The organism is Konateibacter massiliensis (assembly GCF_900184995.1).
Classification (GTDB): Bacteria; Bacillota; Clostridia; order Lachnospirales; family Lachnospiraceae; genus Lachnotalea; species Lachnotalea massiliensis.
In genome coordinates this window covers 479887-501076 of record NZ_LT860098.1, presented here as the reverse complement: position 1 = coordinate 501076, position 21190 = coordinate 479887, and the positions used below count along the sequence as shown (strand labels likewise).

The 21190-nt window shown below is 41.0% G+C and carries 16 protein-coding genes and 1 pseudogene; 13 read left to right on the top strand and 4 right to left on the bottom strand.

All coding sequences use genetic code 11. From position 1 onward, the window contains the following. Positions 1 to 12: 12 nt before the first annotated feature. Entirely contained in the window at positions 13 to 1542 is a 1530-nt protein-coding gene (locus CTY48_RS03560; protein WP_099467139.1) for a PucR family transcriptional regulator, read from the bottom strand. Between the two features lie 229 nt (positions 1543 to 1771). Here CTY48_RS03560 and CTY48_RS03555 point away from each other — a divergent pair, with 229 nt between their 5' ends. From CTY48_RS03555 to CTY48_RS19815, 4 genes are all read left to right on the top strand, one after another. Beyond that, entirely contained in the window at positions 1772 to 2716 is a 945-nt protein-coding gene (locus CTY48_RS03555; RefSeq protein ID WP_099467138.1) for a flavodoxin family protein, read from the top strand. Positions 2717 to 2846: 130 nt separating this feature from the next. Continuing rightward, positions 2847 to 4328, top strand: coding sequence for an FAD-dependent oxidoreductase (locus CTY48_RS03550; RefSeq protein WP_099467137.1), 1482 nt, complete (start codon positions 2847 to 2849; stop codon positions 4326 to 4328). A 112-nt stretch (positions 4329 to 4440) separates the two neighbouring features. Beyond that, a complete protein-coding gene (locus CTY48_RS03545) occupies positions 4441 to 6534 on the top strand; it encodes an FAD-dependent oxidoreductase (protein ID WP_099467136.1) in 2094 nt (697 codons plus the stop codon). A 12-nt stretch (positions 6535 to 6546) separates the two neighbouring features. After that, complete coding sequence (locus tag CTY48_RS19815; RefSeq protein WP_099467135.1) at positions 6547 to 7629, top strand: NADH-ubiquinone oxidoreductase-F iron-sulfur binding region domain-containing protein; 1083 nt, start codon at positions 6547 to 6549, stop codon at positions 7627 to 7629. Positions 7630 to 7688: 59 nt separating this feature from the next. On the opposite strand, the gene acpS is transcribed toward CTY48_RS19815, so the two are convergent. Further along, positions 7689 to 8066 carry a holo-ACP synthase gene (gene acpS, locus CTY48_RS03535; protein ID WP_099467134.1) on the bottom strand — a complete coding sequence of 126 codons (378 nt, stop codon included), beginning with the start codon at positions 8064 to 8066 and terminating at the stop codon, positions 7689 to 7691. A 277-nt stretch (positions 8067 to 8343) separates the two neighbouring features. Between acpS and CTY48_RS03530 the strand changes: the two genes are divergently transcribed. The 5 genes from CTY48_RS03530 to CTY48_RS03510 all read left to right on the top strand — a co-directional run bounded on the left by CTY48_RS03530 (position 8344) and on the right by CTY48_RS03510 (position 12535). Beyond that, positions 8344 to 8766 carry an Hsp20/alpha crystallin family protein gene (locus CTY48_RS03530; RefSeq protein ID WP_099467133.1) on the top strand — a complete coding sequence of 141 codons (423 nt, stop codon included), beginning with the start codon at positions 8344 to 8346 and terminating at the stop codon, positions 8764 to 8766. A 320-nt stretch (positions 8767 to 9086) separates the two neighbouring features. Next, complete coding sequence (locus CTY48_RS03525; protein WP_099467132.1) at positions 9087 to 9521, top strand: MarR family winged helix-turn-helix transcriptional regulator; 435 nt, start codon at positions 9087 to 9089, stop codon at positions 9519 to 9521. Positions 9522 to 9534: 13 nt separating this feature from the next. Next, positions 9535 to 10962: an MFS transporter gene (locus tag CTY48_RS03520; RefSeq protein WP_099467131.1), complete on the top strand. Its 1428-nt coding sequence runs from the start codon at positions 9535 to 9537 to the stop codon at positions 10960 to 10962. A 25-nt stretch (positions 10963 to 10987) separates the two neighbouring features. Then, positions 10988 to 11653, top strand: coding sequence for a YkgJ family cysteine cluster protein (locus CTY48_RS03515; RefSeq protein WP_099467130.1), 666 nt, complete (start codon positions 10988 to 10990; stop codon positions 11651 to 11653). 45 nt (positions 11654 to 11698) lie between these two features. Continuing rightward, positions 11699 to 12535 (top strand): sialate O-acetylesterase, encoded by an 837-nt coding sequence (locus tag CTY48_RS03510; protein WP_099467129.1) that lies wholly within the window; start codon positions 11699 to 11701, stop codon positions 12533 to 12535. 366 nt (positions 12536 to 12901) lie between these two features. Here the strand turns inward: CTY48_RS03510 and CTY48_RS19550 are convergent, their stop codons facing one another. Both CTY48_RS19550 and CTY48_RS03500 read right to left on the bottom strand, forming a co-directional pair. Further along, positions 12902 to 13069 (bottom strand): hypothetical protein, encoded by a 168-nt coding sequence (locus CTY48_RS19550; RefSeq protein WP_180272626.1) that lies wholly within the window; start codon positions 13067 to 13069, stop codon positions 12902 to 12904. Between the two features lie 150 nt (positions 13070 to 13219). Then, complete coding sequence (locus tag CTY48_RS03500) at positions 13220 to 14941, bottom strand: methyl-accepting chemotaxis protein (RefSeq protein ID WP_099467128.1); 1722 nt, start codon at positions 14939 to 14941, stop codon at positions 13220 to 13222. 292 nt (positions 14942 to 15233) lie between these two features. On the opposite strand from CTY48_RS03500, the gene CTY48_RS03495 reads away from it, so the two are divergent. The 4 genes and pseudogenes from CTY48_RS03495 to CTY48_RS03475 all read left to right on the top strand — a co-directional run bounded on the left by CTY48_RS03495 (position 15234) and on the right by CTY48_RS03475 (position 21077). Further along, entirely contained in the window at positions 15234 to 15443 is a 210-nt protein-coding gene (locus tag CTY48_RS03495; protein WP_099467127.1) for a helix-turn-helix transcriptional regulator, read from the top strand. Next, positions 15440 to 16239, top strand: a pseudogene (locus tag CTY48_RS20075) (DUF3169 family protein). The gene CTY48_RS03495 and the pseudogene CTY48_RS20075 overlap by 4 nt, the downstream one beginning before the upstream one ends. A gap of 237 nt (positions 16240 to 16476) precedes the next feature. Then, the gene (locus CTY48_RS03480; RefSeq protein ID WP_099466476.1) at positions 16477 to 17781 is read left to right on the top strand and encodes an IS30 family transposase; all 1305 of its coding nucleotides are present in this window, start codon (positions 16477 to 16479) and stop codon (positions 17779 to 17781) included. Between the two features lie 404 nt (positions 17782 to 18185). Continuing rightward, on the top strand, positions 18186 to 21077 hold the full coding sequence (locus CTY48_RS03475; RefSeq protein ID WP_099467124.1) for a glycoside hydrolase family 3 N-terminal domain-containing protein: 2892 nt from the start codon (positions 18186 to 18188) through the stop codon (positions 21075 to 21077). The last annotated feature ends 113 nt before the right edge of the window (positions 21078 to 21190 follow it).

The following is a 21190-nucleotide window of genomic DNA, read 5'->3' as shown; positions in this document are numbered from 1 at the left end:
CTTTTTTCTATTTTAATGAGTTTCCATATAATCCAACAGATAAAAAGAAAATTCGTAGGAAAAGAGAAGTCTTGTATTTTCCATATCAAAATCGGTCAAATCCTCAATTTTTCCCATGCGGTAAAAAAATGTACTCTTGTGTATATGAAGCTGTTTAGAAGCCTGTAGGGCATTTCGATTATTTTGAAAGTAGGCTCGGAGGGTTTCTATATATTCGGTATGATTATCGCGGTCATACTGGCTTAAAAACCGGATATCCGGATGTAACAGCGTTTCGGCGGCGACAACATTCTGGGCACTGTCCAAAAGGTGGCTCAGATAATTATCTTCGTAACTGAACATTCGCTCCTCAATCCTGCCGTGCGGGCTTCGAAGCAGAAAGGCTACCTGATGATAGTAGCGGTGGGTGTCCAGCAGATTTTCATACCGAAAGCTGATAGCGGCATACATCTGGTTAAATTGCAAAAAGTGAAAGAGTTTTTGCTTGTCCACCTTCTTATATGGATTTTGGTATTTGCTCGTCAGCAGCAAAATTAGGTTTCCCTTGTAAAAAAATACCATGCTGTGCTTAAAAATCCCCAGAAGCTGGTCAATGTAGTAGTTTGAATTCATCCGGTTGTTGGAGCTTCCTGTGAAGGTAAAGCCAAGCACCCAGAAATATTGGTAAACGTTATATCCAAGCTGGGCGAGCCTATTTGTTGCAAAATCAAGGCTTAAAAAGTTCTGTTCGACCAAATCCGTCAGAAAATATTCGTATTTTAACCCTGATTTCTCGTTAAAGAAGTCGTCCTTCTGCATTTCGATGGAAATCATTTTTGCAAGATCCATGACAAAGAAGGCATCCTCCTTTTGAAACGGACGAAGTGAGGAGTTCAGGCACAGATATCCTACCGCTGCATGGTTGATGTGCACGCTGCAAAAGAGGTATTCCACGCCTGGGGAATCTTCGAAGGTGGCAATGAGCGGTGAAGAGGAGGAAAAAATATGGTGAAGCACCTGTTTTTCCTTCATATTCTGGACAAAGCTTTTTCGCAAATATAACTTGTTGTTATAAGAGTCAAATTTATCGTCACTAAAACGCTTTGGGCTCACCGCCAGCACAGAAAAGCTTGTTGTACAGAGCGTAATCGGGTTTTCGAGATAGATTCTTGCCGTATCGAGAATACTCTGTATGCCGTAGCCGGCTTGAAGAACCTGAAACATTTCTTCTTTTTTTAGCTGAATTTTGTGGCTTTGAAACAGTTCCTCTTGGATACAGTTACAGACTAAAAATGGGTCAAGTGCCTGATAAATGTAGAGCCCGTTCTCATTTCCGCTGCTTATGCGGCAGTTGAGAAGGAGGATGCAGCCTTCTAAGCTGTACTGGTGGAAATCCTGATAGTTGCCGATGTATAAGGTCTCAGGCTGAAATGCGGGCAGCTCCTCATTTTTGGCGATGAGATACTGCACATTTTCAATCTGACGGTTATCCGATGTATTTCCATGCACATGCACCTGAAAGGTAGTTTCAATTCGCTGAATGATGTTTTCCAAGTATGCCATAATGTCCTCCCAGTCCTTGCGACAAATGTCGGAAAAATTAAGATGAAATCCACAAAAGATAGGATAGTTGATGGATGGTTTATGAAATAAAAAATGTTATTATTTTAACAAGGTCGGAGCAACATGCGAAATTTTCAGGGGTTTTACAATTTTTTTTCTAAAAAGAAGCATGGGAGTTCCCTTTCGATAATTGTACTAAACTTTACAGAAAAAGAAAAGGAGAAAATGTATGGCAGCAAAAATTTTGGGAGTAAGCGCAGGAAGAAAAAACAGTAACAGTGAAATTTTATTAAAGGAGGCATTGCTTTATTGTCAGGAGGCAGGCGGCGATGTCACGATGGTGAATTTAAGAGATTATGAGGTGTTTGACTGTACGGGGTGTACCTCCTGCACAATCGGAATGTCTCAGGGAAAAAATGTCGGCTGTGTGCTGGATGACAAGGACGATAAAAAGAAGCTGATGGAGGTTATGCTGGATGCAGATGCGGTTATTTTTTCATCACCTACATATGATTTGATGGCCTGTTCTACCTTTACTAAATTTGCTCAGAGAAGCTTAAGCTACGAGACGGCCTTTCTTGAGACGATAGGGGCGATTGAGCATAAGGATAGAGTAAGTGCTCTTATTGCAGTGGGAGGCTCCACCCGTTCTTGGCAGTCTATGGCGCTTGAGTCAATGCAGGCGGCTATGTTTACCACTGATATGAAGGTGGTTGATATGTATCTGGCGACGAGAGTACCCGCTCCTGCACAGTGTCTTCTACATGATGAGATGATAGAGCGCGCTAGAAAAGTCGGAGAAAATATTATGACAGCGGTAAACACACCGGTTGAAGAGCGAAAATGGCTTGGCGATGAGGATATGGGGTGGTGCCCAAACTGTCATTCCAATGCACTGATTCTCGGTGAGGTACAGTGGGATGGGCTTCATTTTCCGATTGAATGTCAGGTGTGTGGTGCGGGCGGAACACTCGAGCAGACAGCGGATAAAAAGTGGAAATTTGTGATTCAGGAGGACGGACTAAGCCGTGACAGAAATACGGTGGAGGGCAGAGCAAAGCATTTGGAGGAAATTGCACATACCCAAGGAGGTTTTTTCAGAAACCCTGAAAATCGTGTCGTTGTAAATGAGAAGCTTATCAAATATAAGGAATTACAATTTAAAACAATATAAGACAGAGTAATAACTTTTAGTTATAACTGATACTCCTAATAACTATTGGACGGGGTATCAGTTATAACGCTATAATAGTAGGTAGAAGGACGTTAATAATTTAACAAAATAAATAATGGAGGTATTTCAAATGAAGAGTATTACGACTGATGTTATTGTTGTAGCAGCCGGTTTGTCCGGTCTTGCAGCATGTATCGCAGCGGCAGAAAATGGGGCAAAAGTAACTGTATTTGAGAAATCCAACACGACAGGCGGAGCAGCGAATATGGGAATGGGACCACTGGGGGTGGGCTCACCAATTCAGAGAGAGCATATGGTTGCACTGACGCCGGGAGAGGCTTTCAGAAAGCATATGTATTATACGCATTACCGTGTGGATGCACGTATGGTGCGTGATTATTATTTCAAATCAGGTGATACCATTGAATGGCTTATGGATATGGGTGTGGAATTCGCAGGCGTGCAGAGAGCATTTAGTGCTCCGGAGGCAACGAGAGCATATTCCGATGGTGAATTTACATGGCATGTTGTAAAGCCTGAGGGCGGCGGAGCGCCGGGACCTCGCTGTGCAACTGCAATGACAAAGAAAATGACAGAAAAAGCAAGAGAGCTCGGTGTTGAATTTTTGATGGAGACACCGGTTAACAAAATTATTATGGAAGATGGAAAAGCAGTTGGTGTGCTTGCAAAAGACAAGGACGGCGAGGAAATCGAGGCAAGAGCAAAATCTGTTATTCTTGCAACAGGCGGCTTTGGCGATAATCCAAAAATGATTCAGGAGCAGACAGGTTATGAGTTCGGCAAAACTATCTTCAATTTCGCAATTCCGGGAATGAAGGGTGACGGTATCAACATGGCTTGGGAAGCAGGCGCAGGTCGTACCGAATGTACAATGGAGCTTATGTATCAGCTTCCGGACAACATGAACCACTTTATTTTGGACGGAGCGTTCCGCCAGCCTAGTCTTTGGGTCAACAGAAACGGTGACCGTTTTATGCCGGAGGATCAGATTGCAAATACCACATTTACGGGAAATGCAATTACAGCACAGCCAGGCAGTGTTGCCTATGCTATTTTTGACAGCAAGCTGTTGAAGAAATATAAGAAAAGAGGACCGGACATCGTATCCCATGTACATCCTCACGACCTGTTTGATCACTTTGACGAGCAGTGGGAAAAAGATTTGGCAGAGGGCTATGAGCCGATTTGTCAGGCAGACACAATTGAGGAGCTGGCAGAAAAAGCGGGTATTGATGTGGAAGGCTTAGTAAAACAGGTTGAGGAATACAACGATATGTGCGATGCAGGCTTTGATGAACTCTTTGAAAAAGACCGTGCTTATATGCAGAACATTGAAAAAGGACCGTTCTACTGCTGTCGTCAGAACGTAGGTGCCTATGGTTCCTTGGGCGGTGTATTGATTAACCACAAGACACAGGTTATGAATCAAGAGGCAAAGGTAATTCCGGGTCTTTACTGTGTCGGAACCGATGCGTGCAACATCTTCGGTGACAGCTATCCGTTCATTCTTTCCGGAAATACAATGGGCTTTTGCTTAAACAGCGGAAGAATTGCAGGAGAGAACGCAGCAGAGGAAGCAGTTGAATTTTAATTAAAGGATAGATAAAAAAGCAAGGACTGTAATAGACAGAAGAGGACGAAGGTCTTGGTTTATTACAGTCCTTCGCATACTACCGGACAGTGGTAGTCATATGGAGGTAAACATGAAGATTACAATAGACAAGAAAGAGATTGAGGCAAAAGAGGGAACGTCTGTCTTAGAGGCAGCGTTGGATGCCGGTATGTATATTCCTCACCTTTGCAAGCACCCTGAGCTTGAAGCGGTGGGCGGCTGCCGTCTTTGCTCAGTTGAGATAGAGGGAGTCGATGGAGCAGTTCCTTCCTGTAAAACACAGGTTGAGGAAGGAATGAACATCACAATAAATGGTCCGAAAGCGGAAAAGACAAGAAAAATGGCGATGGAGCTTATTCTTGCAACCCATCCGGCGGACTGTACGGGCTGCCCGAAATACGGAAAATGCGAGCTTCAGTCCATGTACCAGTATATGGGTGTCGGACCGGAGCGCTGGAAAAAGAAAACAAGGACGGTTGCAACAGACGAGAGCAATCCGCTCATTAAGCATCTATTTACCAGATGTATCCGTTGCGGACGCTGTGTGCGCGCCTGTCGTGAGCTTCGCGGTGTCAAGGTACTGGATTTTCAAAAGACTGAGGATGGAATGGTGCGAATCGGAACAGACGGAAATGTATCATTGAAAGAGGCTGGCTGTAAATTCTGCGGTGCCTGTATTGAAGTCTGTCCGACCGGCTCCATCATGGATGCCTTTGGACTTATAAAAGAAGAAATGTCTTATGCGGAGAGCATTGTTCCTTGTAAAACTGCGTGTCCGGCTCATACGGATATTCCGAGATACCTTCGTTACATAAAGGAAGGGGAATATGACAAGGCGACGGCGGTTATACGCGAGAAGCTTCCTTTCCCGGAGACACTTGGCTGTATTTGTAACCACATATGTGAGGATGCCTGTAAACGAAACGAGTTGGGCAAACCACTTTCCATCTGCAAGCTAAAACGAGCAGCAGCGGCAAGCCACCCGGATAACTGGAAGGAAAAGAGAAAGGTAGCTGCTTCTACAGGAAAGAAGGCTGCTGTAATCGGTGCGGGACCTGCAGGGCTCACTGCGGCTTACTATCTGGCGAAGAAGGGGCATGAGGTAACTGTTTTTGAGGCAAATGAAAAAGCAGGCGGACAATGCCGCTACGGAATTCCGTCTTATCGACTTCCTGACGAGGTGCTGGACCGTGAAATCAATGATATTTTAGAAGTTGGCATCAAGCTGAACTTAAACACCAAGGCAGAGCCGCCGAAGGTTCTTTTATCACAGGGCTATGATACTGTTTTAATTTCTACCGGAACGCATCAGGGCACGGTTCTTCCCCTGGAAGGAAACAATCTTGCGGGAGTTGTGGTAAATGCAGAATTTTTGAAAAAGGCCCGCATGAATGCAGCACAGACCTTGGGAGAGAAGGTTATGGTATTAGGAGGCGGAAATGTGGCATATGATTGTGCCAGAACAGCACTTCGCCTTGGCGCGAAAGAAGTCCATATCGCCTGCTTAGAGAATGAGAAGACGATGACAGCGACAGAGGACGAAATTGAAGAGGGCAGGGAAGAAGGAATCCTTCTGCATTCCGCTCACTCCTTCCTCCGCATCGTAGGAGAAGGAAAGGTGGAAGGCGTAGAGCTTCAAAAGGTAGACAAATTCTATTTTGATGAAAACCGCAAAGCAGTTATTGAACTGGTGGAAGGAACAAAGGAAATTGTGCCTGTCGACAATGTTATTTTTGCAGTAGGACAAAGACCGGAAGGAACGGAAAGCTTTGAGGTAGAACTGACCCACGGACCTTATATCAAGGTAGATGACAAACTTGCCGCAAGTATGGAAGGCGTGTTTGCCGCCGGCGATGTGGTGACAGGAACGAAATCCGTCATATCTGCCATTGCTGCAGGACGTCAGGCAGCCGAGGAGATGGACCGTTACCTTGGAGGAGACGGCAATATCTCAGAGGAGCTTTTGGAAAGAGAAGAAGCAAATCCTTTTATCGGCAGAACAGAAGGTTTTGGAGATTTGGAGCGCTCCTATCCGGTTCTCTTGGATGCTGCGGTGCGAAAAGAAAGCTTTGTTGCGGTGGAAAAGACATTTACGTGCGAGCAAGCTTCCTGCGAGGCAAGCCGTTGTTTACAATGCGATTTGCGATTGAACCTTACAAGACCAAAACTTTGGAATGAATATTAGGAGGAGAAGAGAATGAAAGAAATATTTGTTTGTAATGCTATGCCGATTTACGAAGAAGCTCCAATTTCTCCTAGTATGTTGAAGGAAAATTTAGAGCAAATCAGCAAAGAAATATTAAAAAATCCTGCCTCAAAACATTATCTTGTTGTGCCGAAAAATCAGGCGGCAGGAGTTGAGGTAAAAGGAATCACAGTGATAGAGGCAAAGAAGGGTGCAGGCTTCACCTACACAAACCATTCAGCACTTTTAAAAGTGCTGGAGGGCGAAAAGCCTATTCCTTCACGCTCCAATTCGGAGGAGTCAGACCAGACAGCAATTGTGTCGGTGGAAGAACTGCTGGGAGCGGAAAAGAAAAAAGTCTTTGTCGGCGGAAAAGCCAAGAAAACCGGGATACAGGAATTTAATAAGAAAACGACTCCGAGAGAGATTCTAAATGTCTGTGAAAGCAAGGGAAAGTTCAAAGGAATGTTCTTTGGCTACCCGATGGGACTTGTTATAAATCAAAGTAAGCTGGATGAAGAAATCATACTCATGACAGACTATATTCAAATTATCGATGAGACGGATTGTGTGCTGGATATTATTTTAAAAATTGCGGACCGTTTTGGAAAGGAAAGCTGTGGCAGATGCGTGTTCGGACATGAGGGCGTGACACAGATTCAGATGATACTGACCGATATTACCCTCAAAAAGGGAAAACAGTCAGATTTGGAGCTTCTGCTTGATTTATGTCAAGAGATGAAGATGCAGTCCCTCTGTGAGGTTGGCTCGGCAATCGCCGGCACAATCCAAAGCGCAATGGACAGCTTTGGCGAAGAGATTGAGGAACACATCACCAAGAAAAGCTGTAAGGCAGGTGTCTGTGCTAAATATGTCACCTATCATATTCTGGCAGATATGTGCACCGGCTGCAACGAGTGTGTGGACGAGTGCGAAGACGATGCGATACTTGGCAAAAAGAAGTTTATTCACGTCATTGATCAGGATGAATGTACACAGTGCGGTGCCTGTCTGGAAGCCTGCGACGAGGACGCAATCGTAAAAGCCGGTGCGGTTAAGCCGCGCTGCCCGAAGAAACCGATACCGTGTAAATAAGAGAGAGAGGCCAAGTCCTTCATGAGTAAGGGATGTGGACTTGTCCGCTTTGTTACACTTTAATTTCTTTCAGCAACCGCAAATGCGATGGCATAGTCTGTGTCATACGAAAGCGAAATGCAAATAGTAGTGATACCCATTTGGTCAGCCAGATGTTTTGCCCTTCCATGAAGGGTGACAGTTGGCTGGCCAATTTCATTTTCCAGAATTTCAATTTCGTTTAGAAGTACAGCGTTTCCGTCCACCCCCAAACATTTAAAGACAGCTTCCTTTCCGGCAAAGCGTGTCGCCAAGGTGTTAAGAGGAATTGGACGGGATGTGATAAGGGCAAGCTCTTTTTGTGTATAGGTTTTTTGAATAAAGGGATCATCTAATTTGTCCAAGAAGGGCTTGAGATGGTCTATTTTTATGATATCTGTTCCGTTTCCGTGAAGCATGTTGTTCTCCTTATTATTTCGCGTGTGTTTGATTTCCTTCTGATATGCTATAGTATAAACGTTTGTACGAGAAAGTGCAATTTATAATGTGCCCATCAATTAGTAATATACCTGTTCAAATTGTATATTTGGACACATTATGAATGACATGGCGGAACCGTTATCATTTTATAAAAAATTTAAAAAAGTCTATTGACAAATTCAAAAACAGTGTTATATTATATATATAACAAATAGAACAAACATAACATAGATATTTTATAAGGAGGTATGACCTATGTTACTGGCAAACAGAGTGAATAATTTATTTGATGAAATGTTTAAGGACCCGTTTTTTACATCACCGTCTTGGTTTGAGCGTTCTCAGATGATGAAGACAGATGTGCAGGAAAAGGAAGGCAATTATCTTATCGATATGGAATTGCCCGGTTATGCCAAAGAGAATATACAGGCTGAGCTGAAGGATGGCTATCTGACTATAACGGCTAATCGCAACGAAAACAAAGATGAGAAGGATGACGAAGGCAATTTTATCCGAAGAGAACGTTTTGTGGGAAGCTGCAAGAGAAGTTTCTATGTCGGAAACGGCGTAAAGCAGGAGGATATCAAAGCAGAGTTTAAGGACGGAATTCTTCGCCTTGCAATTCCAAAAGAGATACAGGGAATTGAGGAAAAGAAGAACTACATCGCCATTGAATAAAAACTCCATAGATGCAAAGCATAAATAAAAAAAGGTCGGCAGACTCAGGCAACTGGGTTTGCCGGCTTTTTGATATCATAGGAAAGTTCTTCGAATTTCCTATGATATCAAAAACTATAATGCGCACGAATGCAAGTGGAAGATGTCACTGCGTGACTGCATTCGGCGCAAAAAAGCAGCCAAGTCCCTCATGGATGAGAGATGCGAACTCGTCCGCTTTTTTATAAAAACGGTTGACTTATCAACTTAAAACGTATAATATATATCATGCAGCATTTTGGTAATGCTATAAGTAATGATTAATAAAAAGGTGGTGTATCATGCAAACGGAACCTACGAACTTTATTATGTTAAATGCAAAAATATATCGAAATACACAGGGCTATCTCGACAGGGCTTTGAAGAAGTTTGATTTAAGCAGCGGATCTTTTCGCTATTTATTTATTTTGGAAAAAAGTGAAGGCATATGCCAAAACAGGCTGAGTGAGAAGATTGGAAATGATAAGGCAATGTCAACGCGAACTATTGCAAAACTCATGGAGCTTGGCTATGTAGTGCGGCAGAGCGATGAAAGAGACAGCAGAGCCTATAAGTTATATTTGACAGATAAGGCAAGAAGCATTATTCCGGGTATAAGGAAAGAAATTGCCATTATGGTAGATTTGCTCACGGAGGATTTAACCGAGGAAGAGAGAAGAATTACAGAGAGAACCTTGAATAAAATTTTTAACAAGACACTTGATTTAAACACATAAGGAAGGTTTTAGAATGAAAGAGACAAAGAAAGTTAACAAATGGTCAGTATTAATTATCGTTATCATCGCAACATTTATGTCGACGCTGGACGGCAGCATTGTAAATGTGGCGCTGCCTAGTATGGCGACTGCGCTTGGGGTGACGACATCAAGTATACAATTCGTGGCAACAAGCTATTTGATTGTAATAGCGGGAACGGTTTTGATTTTTGGCAAGCTGGGTGATATGTTCGGAAAAATAAAAATGTTTATTCTTGGAGTGATTGTATTTACGGTTGGCTCCCTGCTGTGCGGTCTGTCCGGCAGTTACCCTGTGCTGATTGCGGCAAGAGTGATTCAGGCAATCGGTGCGGCTGGCACGATGGCAAACAATCAAGGAATTATTACCGAAGTGTTTCCTCCAAATGAAAGAGGAAAGGCACTTGGTTTTGTAGGAACCGCGGTAGCACTCGGAGGCCTTGTGGGACCGGGGCTTGGCGGACTTATAGTAGGGGCTGCCAACTGGGAGTTTATTTTTATTATTAATGTTCCAATCGGAATTGTAGCAGTAATCGGAGCACTTAAGCTGTTGCCGAAAAATCAAACAGTTTCCAAGGAAAAAATGGATATGGCAGGTGCATTACTCTTTATTCTTGCCATTGTGCCGTTGTTTGTGGCACTGAATGAAGGACTTGCGGTAGGATTTACAAACCCTGCTATTTTGGCAGCTTTTGCGGTTGCGGTTGTCTCCTTTATCGCTTTTATCCTGGTGGAGAAAAGACGTGCAAACCCGTTGGTGCAGCTTAAAATGTTTGAAAACAAGCTGTTTACACTCAGTATATTTTGTGGTTTTGTAAGCTTTGTGGCGATGTTCTGTAACAATATCATACTTCCGTTTTATTTGCAGGATGTGATGAATTACACTCCGCAGCATGCCGGTTTGATGCTTATGGTTTACCCTTTGATTTTAACTGTTGTGGCGCCACTTAGCGGACAATTATCGGATAAAATAGGCTCCGAAATATTAACCTTTTTCGGACTGCTCTTTACAAGCGTGGGACTATTTCTTATGTCAACCCTTCATGAAAGCTCCGGCGTGATCAGCATGATAGTATTCATCGGGGCGATGTCCGTAGGAATGGGACTGTTTCAGTCACCAAACAATTCACTCATTATGTCAACCGTTGAAAGAGATAAGCTTGGAATAGCCGGAAGTATCAATGCGCTTGTCAGAAATGTGGGAATGGTGTGCGGAATTGCATTGGCAACAACGCTTTTATATAGTATGATGAGCTATAAGGTCGGTTACCATGTGACGGACTATATACCGGGAAGAAACGATGCCTTCTTGTTTGGAATGAGGATTGTGTATATTGCGGCGGGGGCAATCAGTGTGCTCGGTGCGCTTTTAACATTTTTAAGAATGAATTCCAAGCGGCAGATAAAGATGGCAGAGGAATAGAAGTTTAGGGAGACAAGAGAAAAGTATGAAACGAAATGTCAGCTTAGAGGAAATATCGGATGGGAAGCTATATGGCGCGAATGACATGGTGAAAGCGGATTGCAACGGCTGTAAGGGCTGTTCTGTCTGCTGCCACGACATGGGAGGCTCCATTATTTTGGATACATTGGATGTTCACCGTCTTCGGACGTATTTGAAGAAAAGCTTTGAAGAGCTGCTGGCGGAGCATGTGGAACTGCAGGTGGTGGATGGAATTATTTTGCCGAATCTGAAGATGTCGGGGGAAGCACAAGCATGTACCTTTCTAGGCAGTGATGAAAGGTGTACGATACATCCAAGCCGCCCGGGTATATGCAGGCTTTTTCCGCTCGGAAGGTATTATGAAAACGGGAGCTTTCGTTACTTTTTACAGATAAATGAGTGTGCAAAGCAGAACAGGACAAAGATAAAGGTGAACAAGTGGCTGGATATACCGGATTTGAAACGCTATGAGGAGTTTGTCACGAAGTGGCACTATTTTTTGAATACGGCGGAGGACGAGATAAAACAGTCCCAGGATGAGACTAAGATTCGAAATATGAATATGCTTTTGCTGAATCTGTTTTATGTGAAGCCATATGCGGAAAACGAAGACTTTTATACACAGTTTTATGAAAGACTGGGGGAAGCAGAGCATTTGATCTTTAATTGATTTTAATATTAGGAAGTTTAAGCAATATAAGTCAGGAGAAATACAATGAAATCAGTTTTAATGATTGGACAGTCAAATATGGCTGGTCGTGGCTTTATAGATGAAGTACCAATGATTTGTAACGAGAGAATTCAAATGCTTCGTAATGGTAGGTGGCAAATGATGACAGAGCCGATTAACTATGATAGACCTGTCTCAGGTGTTGGACTTGCAGGTTCTTTTGCCGCAATGTGGTGTATGGAAAATGAAGAAGATAAGATTGGTTTGATTCCTTGTGCAGAAGGTGGAAGTTCACTGGATGATTGGGCTGTAGATAAAACATTTTTTAAACATGCAGTCAGTCAGGCAAAATTTGCGATGCAGGATAGCGAGCTTATCGGAATTTTATGGCATCAAGGGGAGAACGATAGCTATGGTGGAGGCTATCAGACATATTATGAAAAATTACATGTAATTGTGGAGACATTGCGAAAAGAACTGAATGTACCGGAAGTTCCATTCATTAGTGGTGGTTTGGGTGATTTCTTGGGAAAATCAGGTTTTGGATTGAACTGTATAGAATACAAATTGGTAAATCAGGAATTACAAAGATTTGCTTTGGAACAGCAAAATAGTTATTTCGTAACAGCAGAAGGGTTAACATCCAATCCGGACGGAATTCACATGAATGCGGTTTCACAAAGAAAATTTGGTATACGTTATTATGAGGCATTTTCAAAGAGACATAATGTGCTAAGCCCTGTAGAAAATGAGATGAAATTGCTGGATATTTGTATTAACAGACCATATACTAAAGGCGAAAAAATGTATTTGGAAATGATGGAATTTGCATTAGGTAAGATGACTTATGAGCAGTTTGTGGAAAAATTAGAAACGATGTAGAGTAATTGAAAAAAGAAATGTTAACTATTTATTTTTTTCATTCTACTAATGATTGATTGCCAGTACATTCGGTCTTTTAAAACTCTAATAATGGTAATGGTATTATCATCGACTACGAAAAAAATTAAGTATGTACTATGTGGTTTAAAATAGATGGGATATCCTTCAATTATAAAGCCGGTTTTCTCAAATCCTTCTGCAAGTGGATCTAACTCTTTGACAGCTTTTTTTATTTTTTAAGAAAAATTTTCAGCGTATTCTCTATATTGAAAAGTTTTAAAATATATTTTTTTATATCGCGAATATCTTGAAGAGCATCCTTTGAAAGAACAATTTTGTATTTTTTAGGTTTCTCCATATGCTAGTTTAAATCTTATCGATTTCCTCCCATGCTTCCTCAATTGTGTATACGTCACCATTTTTCATGCTTTGAATACCCTTTTCCAACTCATGATATAGCGCGTCAAAAGAAGCTTTTTCTGAAAAATTTTCATTTTTTTCTTTGGCGATAGTTGTTGTAGCTATAGATGACATAGTATCACTTCCTTTCATTTATATAAATATTATAAGTAAATATATCATATTTATCAAGTTGTTTTATATCATAGAGTTAAGACATATAAAAAAACCAAGTTCTCTATAAATGAGAGCTTGGTTTTTTTATATACTAGGAAATACCTGCTATTACACGGTAAATTTAGTAGTCAATTCGGCTAACTTCTGAGCAAGCTCAGAGGTGTGCTGCGATTCCTTGGATACTTCTTCTGTTCGCTCAGTTGTCTGAGTAACATTATTAAGAATTTCTCCTGAGCGGAAAGCAGACTGCTCTGTGGTGGAGGCTACTTCTGCGATTGCCTTATTTACCTCTTCCACGCTGTTTGTAATGATGTCCGCGGATGAGGTGATTTCTTGTGATATCTGGCTTAAGTATTCAGCATCAGCCTGATACTGGCTTCCGATATTCTTTAACATTTCGTAATCCGGCTGCACATTTTCTGCGATAAAGGCCATAACCTTGTTTGTATTCTGGATTAGATTCTGGATTGCAGCATGTGTGTTGGTGATGATAACTCTTATATCCTCAACGGCTGTGCCGGTTTCCTCAGCCAGCTTTCTTACCTCGTCAGCAACAACACTAAAGCCCTTGCCAGCTTCACCTGCTCTTGCTGCTTCGATGGAAGCATTCAGTGCAAGCAGATTAGTCTGGCTTGAAATCTGTCCGATGTTATCTGCGATTCTTGTAATTTCATCAACAATTCGAATTTCTTCCATTGAGTTTCTTATATTTACTTCATTTTCACTGTACAGCTTGTTTGCAATAGTGGTAGATTCTTCTGCCTTTCTTCTTACGTCGGCAGCTCTCTCCTTAATTTCAATGGAAGCTTTGTCAGATGCCAATGCTTTGTTATATAACGACTCTGAAAATTCTCCAATCTGTGCAACGGTGGCACTTACTTCCTCTGTTGAAGCGCTCAGCTCAGCTGTTCCGTCGGAAATTTCCTTTGTTGCCTGATTTACGACTGCCATGGTTGCTGAGATTTCTTCCATGATTGCGGTTAATTCCTCACTGGAAGCACTCATATCCTGACTGCCTAAGGTGATTTCATTGATCACCTCTTCCATGTTGTCGGAGGCTTCGTTTAAGGATACAATAACTTCACCCAACTCATCGTTGTTGGTATTTTTGATTCTCTGTGTCAAATCGCCATGTTTTAAGCTGACTGCAAATTCGACAACGCTCTGCATTCTTTTGCGAAGCCAGAGAACAAAAACAGTGTTAACTAAAATAATAATGATAAAGCTCGCCACGCAAATAGCAGTCATAAATATAAAAGAATTGGTGTAAATAGCGTTGCTCTCATCGTATACTTCTTTAGCGGACACCTCCCCCTGCTCAACAAGTGCGGCAAGCCCCTCGCGGATTGGGGTTCTGAGTGTCTGATAATTGTTCTTAAATTCTTCCGTGGCACCCGTATAATCTCCGCCTCTTACAAGCTCGACAATTTTATCAATGGAAGCCCTGTATTCAGGGAAAAGTGCTTTGAAATTTTCAAAATCAGCTTTTTCCTGCTCGCTGTCAAACGGAATTTGCTCATAAGCGGCAAATAATGTCTCTGCATTTTCTGCAATCGTTTGCAATTCTTCCGCCATATGTTCCATGTCTTCTTTAAAGGCAACGTTTAGAAGATGCTCTAAATCCAGCTTCTCTTTAAAGCTGTCACTTTGAAGCGTATATATGTACTCTAGTCTTAACAGACTATTTTCATAAATCTTCTTACTGTTATTATTGATCTTGTCCAAATGAGCTAAGCTCACACCGGCAACAAGAACGATAATTGCAGCACTTAACACGCTGATTGCGGTCAACTTCTGCGAAATTTTGATACTCTTAAAAAATTTTAACATAACTTACTCCTTCAAAATTTATCCATATTTATATTTCCATTTATTATGATATAGTTTAAGTCGAAGTATGTCAACAAAGAAAGTGTTAATTAAAATCGCATTAATTAGGAAAGTGTTAACTAAAATATAAAGTCAAAAATTGCTTTTTTGACATTTGCAGACACATTTTGTAAGCTATGAACAGACTTTTTTTAAAATAAATAAATTTATATTGACAACTAAAGTTGTCACTGTTATGATAAAGATATAGAGAATGACAAGAAAAGTTGTCAACAAAAAAGGAGGCGATTTTGTGCCGTTATATAACCGCCTAAAAGATTACCGGGCAAAGATAAATGTAAACCAATATGAAATGGGAAAAATGGTCGGCGTATCCAGACAGACCATCAGCCAGATAGAAAGAGGAGATTACTCGCCGTCGGTCACACTGGCATTAAAAATTGCAAAGGTGTTTGAGGTTTCGGTAGAAGACATATTTCATTATGAGGAGGAAGAAGTATGAAAAGTGAAAATGTAAAACAAATAAAAGCGGAAGATAAAAAAGTATTTCGAAAATTTGTTGTTATATTAATTTTGTCTATGTTAGCAGGAGGAGTGATAGGTGTTGCAATTAACCTTTTAGGGGAAGGCGCGGCGGATGCGATAGCAAATGCAATCATAGGATTTTTAGCGGTGATTTCGCCCGCAGCCAATTTTGTTCTTACTGTGGCAATTCTTATTCCGGTTGTTCTTTTATATAAAAAATGCCGGGAGCTATACAAGGGATGGGACGGCGAAAAAGAGGAGGATTTGAATCAGATTGAGGTGTATTTAAGCTATGCTTTATGGCTTTCCTCATTTTTAATTAGTATACCATTTTTCTTTTTAGCGGCAGGTGCTTATACAATTTCATTTAAAGAGATGTCCGGGATTGGCTTCTTAGCTGGTTTATCAGTTTTATTGTTGCCGAGGCAGTCGGTTCTATTGCACAGCAGAAAATTGTTAATTTTACAAAGGAGATAAATCCTGAAAAACGAGGAAGCGTCTTTGATATGAAGTTTGCAAAAAAATGGGAAGAAAGCTGTGATGAAGCAGAAAAAATTAATATATACAAATCAGCATATAAATCGTACCGAAGCGTACAAATGACATGTATGGTATTACTGCTTGTTTGTATCTTGGGAGATTTTGTGTGGCATTTTGGTTTGATGCCGGTTGCAATGGTGTCAATTATCTGGATTGTACAAACTACGAGCTACTCCCTTGAGTCAATTGGTCTGACGAAAGGGAATAAAGAGATTAGATTAGACAAAAAATAGAAGAAAGGTGGTACTCCTATTTGGGGTACCGCTTTTTCATATTGGTAAAAATTTCACAATAAATTCCCGTGAAACCCTTGAAATTACCTCAATTGTAAAATAACTTTCCCGTCTGAAAGGGAAAGTTAGGTACAAATATTTGAAAATAGAATAGAGAAATTCGTGTTACAAAAAGGCAGGGCGCAGTCCCTGCCTTTCGTGATATATTGAACTTAGCCGGTGGAGAAAGGAGACACTATGGCTAAGTTTTTATCTTATGAGGATCGTTTGGAGATTGAAAGTGGACTGAAGGAGGATATGACTTTTACCGAGATAGGCAAGAAGCTAGGGAGGGACAGAACTACTATTACAAAAGAAGTCCGCAACTATGGAGTAGAGCAATGTAGTGGATATTCAGTCTATCCCCATAATGTATGCAAGTATCGAAAAGGATGCAAAAGAAAAAAAGTGTGTGGAACAAATGAATGTAAGCATCCAATGATAACCACATGCAGACAGTGTGAGCGTCTGTGTAACAGGTATTGTGAACAGTTTGAGGAAGAAGTATGTACCAGCAGATTTAAAGCCCCCTATGTATGTAATGGATGCAGTGAAGTGAAGAAGTGTACGCTGACGAAGACAATCTACGACGCATTGGAAGCCCATCGTCAGGCATCTGAGAAGATTGCGGAATCAAGAAGTGGGATTCTTTCCACGGAAGGAGAAATTGCCAGACTGAATGAAATCCTGGTTCCGCTGATCAAACAAGGACAGTCTATACATCAGATTTATTTAAATAATAAGGATGAGCTGATGTGCAGCGAGAAGACTTTATACAATTACATAGATGGAAGTCTGTTTGATGTGAGGAACATTGATCTCCCACGGAAAGTAAAGTATCGTCCACGTTATAAAAAAGCAGAACTGAAGGTAGACAGAGGCTGTCGTGTGGGAAGAAACTATCACGATTATGAGGTGTATATGGAGCAGCATCCTGATACAGCAGTGACCCAGATGGATTCTGTGATAGGAAGCAAAGGTGGAAAGGTTCTGCTCACGGTATTCTTTGTAGAAACATCCTTGATGCTTGCATTCCTAAGAGAGGCCAATACCTCTAAGTCAGTAATCGATATTTATGATGAACTATATCATAGGCTGGGAGGACAGGACTTTCGAAAGTTGTTCCCAATCATTTTGACAGACAACGGAAGTGAATTTTCTAATCCAAAGAGTATAGAGTATGGGCCGGATGAAAAAGGATTTCAAAGAACCAGAATCTATTATTGCAATCCAAGTGCACCCTATCAGAAAGCGGAAATAGAGGTAGGGCATGAATTCATAAGAAGGGTATTGCCAAAGGGAAAAAGCTTTGATGAACTGATGCAGGAGGATATCAATCGGATGATGAATCATATCAATTCCTATAGAAGGAAAAAGCTGAATGGGAAAAGTCCGTATGAAGCATTCTGTTTTTATTATGGAAAAGACCTGGCTGATAAATTAGGATGCCAAGAGGTTGCTGCCAACAGCATCAATCTAACCCCAGGTCTTTTGAAAAAGTAGCAAGATAATCTGAACATGAAACCACCGGATGGAACGAAAAGACAGATACCAGCAGACGTGAATTTCGGAGTACAAAATTTGTAAGCCAAAAGTGACGTCCGGTTTTTGTGCGTCAAAATCATCCTGTTACCAGAGATTATACCATGAAAAGCAATAGAAAAACGGGAAAGTCATAACAATTGTGGAATTTCGGGTTCAAAATTTGAAGGTTACTTTCAAAATGTGAATCTCGTTTACAAAACGGGAAAGTGGAGTTACATTCAACCACCCTTGAAATTATAGGGATTTTCATACTACAATTTGTGAAAAAAAAACGACCGTTGGTGATATGAATGTAAAAAAAGCGTAAATAGGTGTTATAGTAGCATTGTTAAGAAAATAATATATTTCGGGAGGAAAAAACTATGTTACAAATTAACATGAGTGATGTAATTAATGTATTGAATTCCATCAAGCCTTATCTTATTGGTTTTGGTATTGTGCTTGCACTGGCAATCATTGTTACAGTTGCATGCATGAAATTAAAGAAGCCAATGAAGAAATTGGTTCGTGCGCAGGCATGGATCGCAGCATTACTTGCACTGGTCGTTACAGTGAATATGATCTGCTTTATTCCAATGTCGACCATGATTTCCTTGGCAACAGGAAACGGTTCAATTGCAGAGGAAACATCTGCAGAAGCGACAGAACTTGTTAATACAATCGCTGAAGAGGGTATTGTGTTATTAAAAAATGTTGATAACGTGCTTCCGCTTTCAGATACAACAAGCTTGAACTTGTTTGGATGGGCTTCAACAAATCCATGCTACGGCGGAACCGGATCAGGATCTTTATCCGATGCGTATCCGACAGTATCTATTATTCAGGGACTTGAAGATGCAGGATACTCCTTAAACACAGAGTTATCTGATTTTTACACAGCGTACCGTGCAGACAGACCGGAAGTTGGAATGTGGTCTCAGGATTGGACATTACCAGAACCAACAGCGGCGTCTTACACAACAGAGATGATGGATAATGCAAAAGCATTCTCTGATACAGCAGTTGTTGTTATTACCAGAGTTGGTGGAGAAGGTGCAGATCTTCCTACAGATGTAAGCCAGGTTACTTACACAGACAACTCTCAAGAATACAAAGATTTCGAGGCTGGTGAGCATTACTTACAGTTAAGCCAGACAGAAAAAGATATGATGGATCTTGTTTGCGATAATTTTGATAACGTTGTAGTTGTATACAACGGAGCAAACGCTATGGAACTTGGTTTTATTAACGATTACAGCCAGATTAAAGGCGCTGTATGGTGTCCGGGAACTGGTCAGTCTGGTTTTGAAGCACTTGGTGAAGTACTGAGTGGCACAATAAACCCATCTGCTAAGACAACAGACACTTTTGTAGCAGATTTAACCGCTGCACCAGAATATAACAATATCGGCAATTTTGTATATGATAACCTTACAGACTATTCTTATGTAGACTTTTTCACAGGTACTGAAAACACACCTACTTTTGTAAACTACACAGAAGGAATCTACGTGGGATATCGTTTCTATGAAACAGCAGCATTAGAAGGATTGATTGACTATGACCAGACAGTTGTATATCCATTTGGTTATGGACTTTCCTATACAAGCTTTACACAGGAAATGAGTGATATTACAGAGGCAGACGGAACAATTACATTTGACGTAACGGTAACAAATACCGGATCTGTAGCTGGTAAAGATGTAGTAGAAGTTTATTACAACCCTCCATATACAAATGGCGGAATTGAAAAAGCAGCAGCTAACTTAATTGCTTTTGATAAAACACAAGTTTTAGAGCCAGGTGCTTCTGAGACAGTTAAAATCACATTTAATGCAGAAGATATGGCAAGCTATGATGAGAATAACACACAGGCTTATGTATTAGAAGCTGGTGATTATGGAATTTCCATCAGAACAGATTCTCATAACATTATTGATGAAAAAGCTTATACCGTAGCAGAAAATATTGTGTATAATGAGTCTAACCCTCGTTCTACAGATGAAACAGTAGCAACAAACCAATTTGATTTTTCTGATCAGGGAGAGGTTACTTATCTTTCCAGAGCAGACGGTTTTGCAAACTATGCTAAAGCTTCAGATGCACCGGCTAGCTTAACAGCTTCTGACAAAACAGTTAGCCTGTTTATGAACAACAGCAACTACAATCCGGAAGATTACAATAATGACCAAGATGAAATGCCGACAACCGGAGCATCTAACGGAATGGAGCTTTCCGAATTACGTGGTGCAGATTACGACGATGAGCGTTGGGATACCTTGTTAGATCAGCTTACAATCACTGATATGGATACTATGATTGCTCTTGGCGGATATCAGACAATGGCAGCTTCCAGTGTTGGAAAATTATCTACAATTGATTGTGATGGACCGGCTTCTATCAATAACAACTTTACAGGAACAGGATCTGTAGGCTTCCCTTCCGCAGTTATGATTGCAAATACTTGGAACACAGACCTTGCACTTGCGTTTGGTGAAAGTATTGGTAAGATGGCAGATGAGATGGATGTTTCCGGTTGGTATGCACCGGCTATGAATACACATCGTAATGCATTTGCAGGACGTAACTTCGAGTACTACTCAGAGGATGGTGTATTAGCCGGACAGATGGCAGCAAATGCAATCATCGGTGCTGAAAAATATGGTGTATATGCTTACATTAAGCATTTCGCATTAAATGATCAGGAAACAAACAGAACAAACATGTTATTAACATGGTCCAACGAACAGGCAATCCGTGAAATCTACTTAAAACCTTTTGAAATTGCGGTAAAACAGGGTGGAGCAAAAGCAGTTATGTCCGCATTTAACTACATCGGAACAGAACCGGCTGGAGCTTCTGATGGATTACTGAATAAAGTACTTCGTGATGAATGGGGCTTTAAAGGTTTCGTTCTGACAGATTACTATGGAGTATATGGTTATCAGGATGCCGATCGTATGATTAGAAATGGTAACGACTGTATGTTAGTTGCATATGATACAGAGACGAACCATGTAACAGATACTACAAGCGCAACTTCCATTCAGGCAATGCGTACAGCATCTAAGAACATTATGTATACAGTTGTTAACAGCCGCGCTTACGAACCAGAAAACATGACAACAGGATTAATGGCTTGGCAGATTACAGCAATTATAATTGATATCATCTTTGCAGCACTGATTGTATTGTTAGAGGTTCTTGTATTGAAAAGATTCAAAGCAAATAAAATCAAATTTGCTGAAGAGATTGAAACTCAGATAAAAGGGTAATCTTTGCACTCGGATGCAGAACTCTTCATGTAATTAAGAAGAACGGCAGTGGACGCTATGATGTGCCACTGCCGTTTTTATTATAGGAAATCACAAGCGAACGCTTTGTTACA

What these genes read in the sequence shown, in the direction of transcription:
- CTY48_RS03555 (WP_099467138.1), top strand. Translation starts at nt 1,772, where the DNA reads ATGGCAGCAAAAATTTTGGGAGTAAGCGCAGGAAGAAAAAACAGTAAC.
- acpS (WP_099467134.1), bottom strand. Translation starts at nt 8,066, where the DNA reads ATGCTTCACGGAAACGGAACAGATATCATAAAAATAGACCATCTCAAG.
- CTY48_RS03475 (WP_099467124.1), top strand. Translation starts at nt 18,186, where the DNA reads ATGTTACAAATTAACATGAGTGATGTAATTAATGTATTGAATTCCATC.
- CTY48_RS03480 (WP_099466476.1), top strand. Translation starts at nt 16,477, where the DNA reads ATGGCTAAGTTTTTATCTTATGAGGATCGTTTGGAGATTGAAAGTGGA.
- CTY48_RS03520 (WP_099467131.1), top strand. Translation starts at nt 9,535, where the DNA reads ATGAAAGAGACAAAGAAAGTTAACAAATGGTCAGTATTAATTATCGTT.
- CTY48_RS03515 (WP_099467130.1), top strand. Translation starts at nt 10,988, where the DNA reads ATGAAACGAAATGTCAGCTTAGAGGAAATATCGGATGGGAAGCTATAT.
- CTY48_RS03560 (WP_099467139.1), bottom strand. Translation starts at nt 1,542, where the DNA reads ATGGCATACTTGGAAAACATCATTCAGCGAATTGAAACTACCTTTCAG.
- CTY48_RS19550 (WP_180272626.1), bottom strand. Translation starts at nt 13,069, where the DNA reads ATGTCATCTATAGCTACAACAACTATCGCCAAAGAAAAAAATGAAAAT.
- CTY48_RS03510 (WP_099467129.1), top strand. Translation starts at nt 11,699, where the DNA reads ATGAAATCAGTTTTAATGATTGGACAGTCAAATATGGCTGGTCGTGGC.
- CTY48_RS03525 (WP_099467132.1), top strand. Translation starts at nt 9,087, where the DNA reads ATGCAAACGGAACCTACGAACTTTATTATGTTAAATGCAAAAATATAT.
- CTY48_RS03550 (WP_099467137.1), top strand. Translation starts at nt 2,847, where the DNA reads ATGAAGAGTATTACGACTGATGTTATTGTTGTAGCAGCCGGTTTGTCC.
- CTY48_RS19815 (WP_099467135.1), top strand. Translation starts at nt 6,547, where the DNA reads ATGAAAGAAATATTTGTTTGTAATGCTATGCCGATTTACGAAGAAGCT.
- CTY48_RS03545 (WP_099467136.1), top strand. Translation starts at nt 4,441, where the DNA reads ATGAAGATTACAATAGACAAGAAAGAGATTGAGGCAAAAGAGGGAACG.
- CTY48_RS03530 (WP_099467133.1), top strand. Translation starts at nt 8,344, where the DNA reads ATGTTACTGGCAAACAGAGTGAATAATTTATTTGATGAAATGTTTAAG.
- CTY48_RS03500 (WP_099467128.1), bottom strand. Translation starts at nt 14,941, where the DNA reads ATGTTAAAATTTTTTAAGAGTATCAAAATTTCGCAGAAGTTGACCGCA.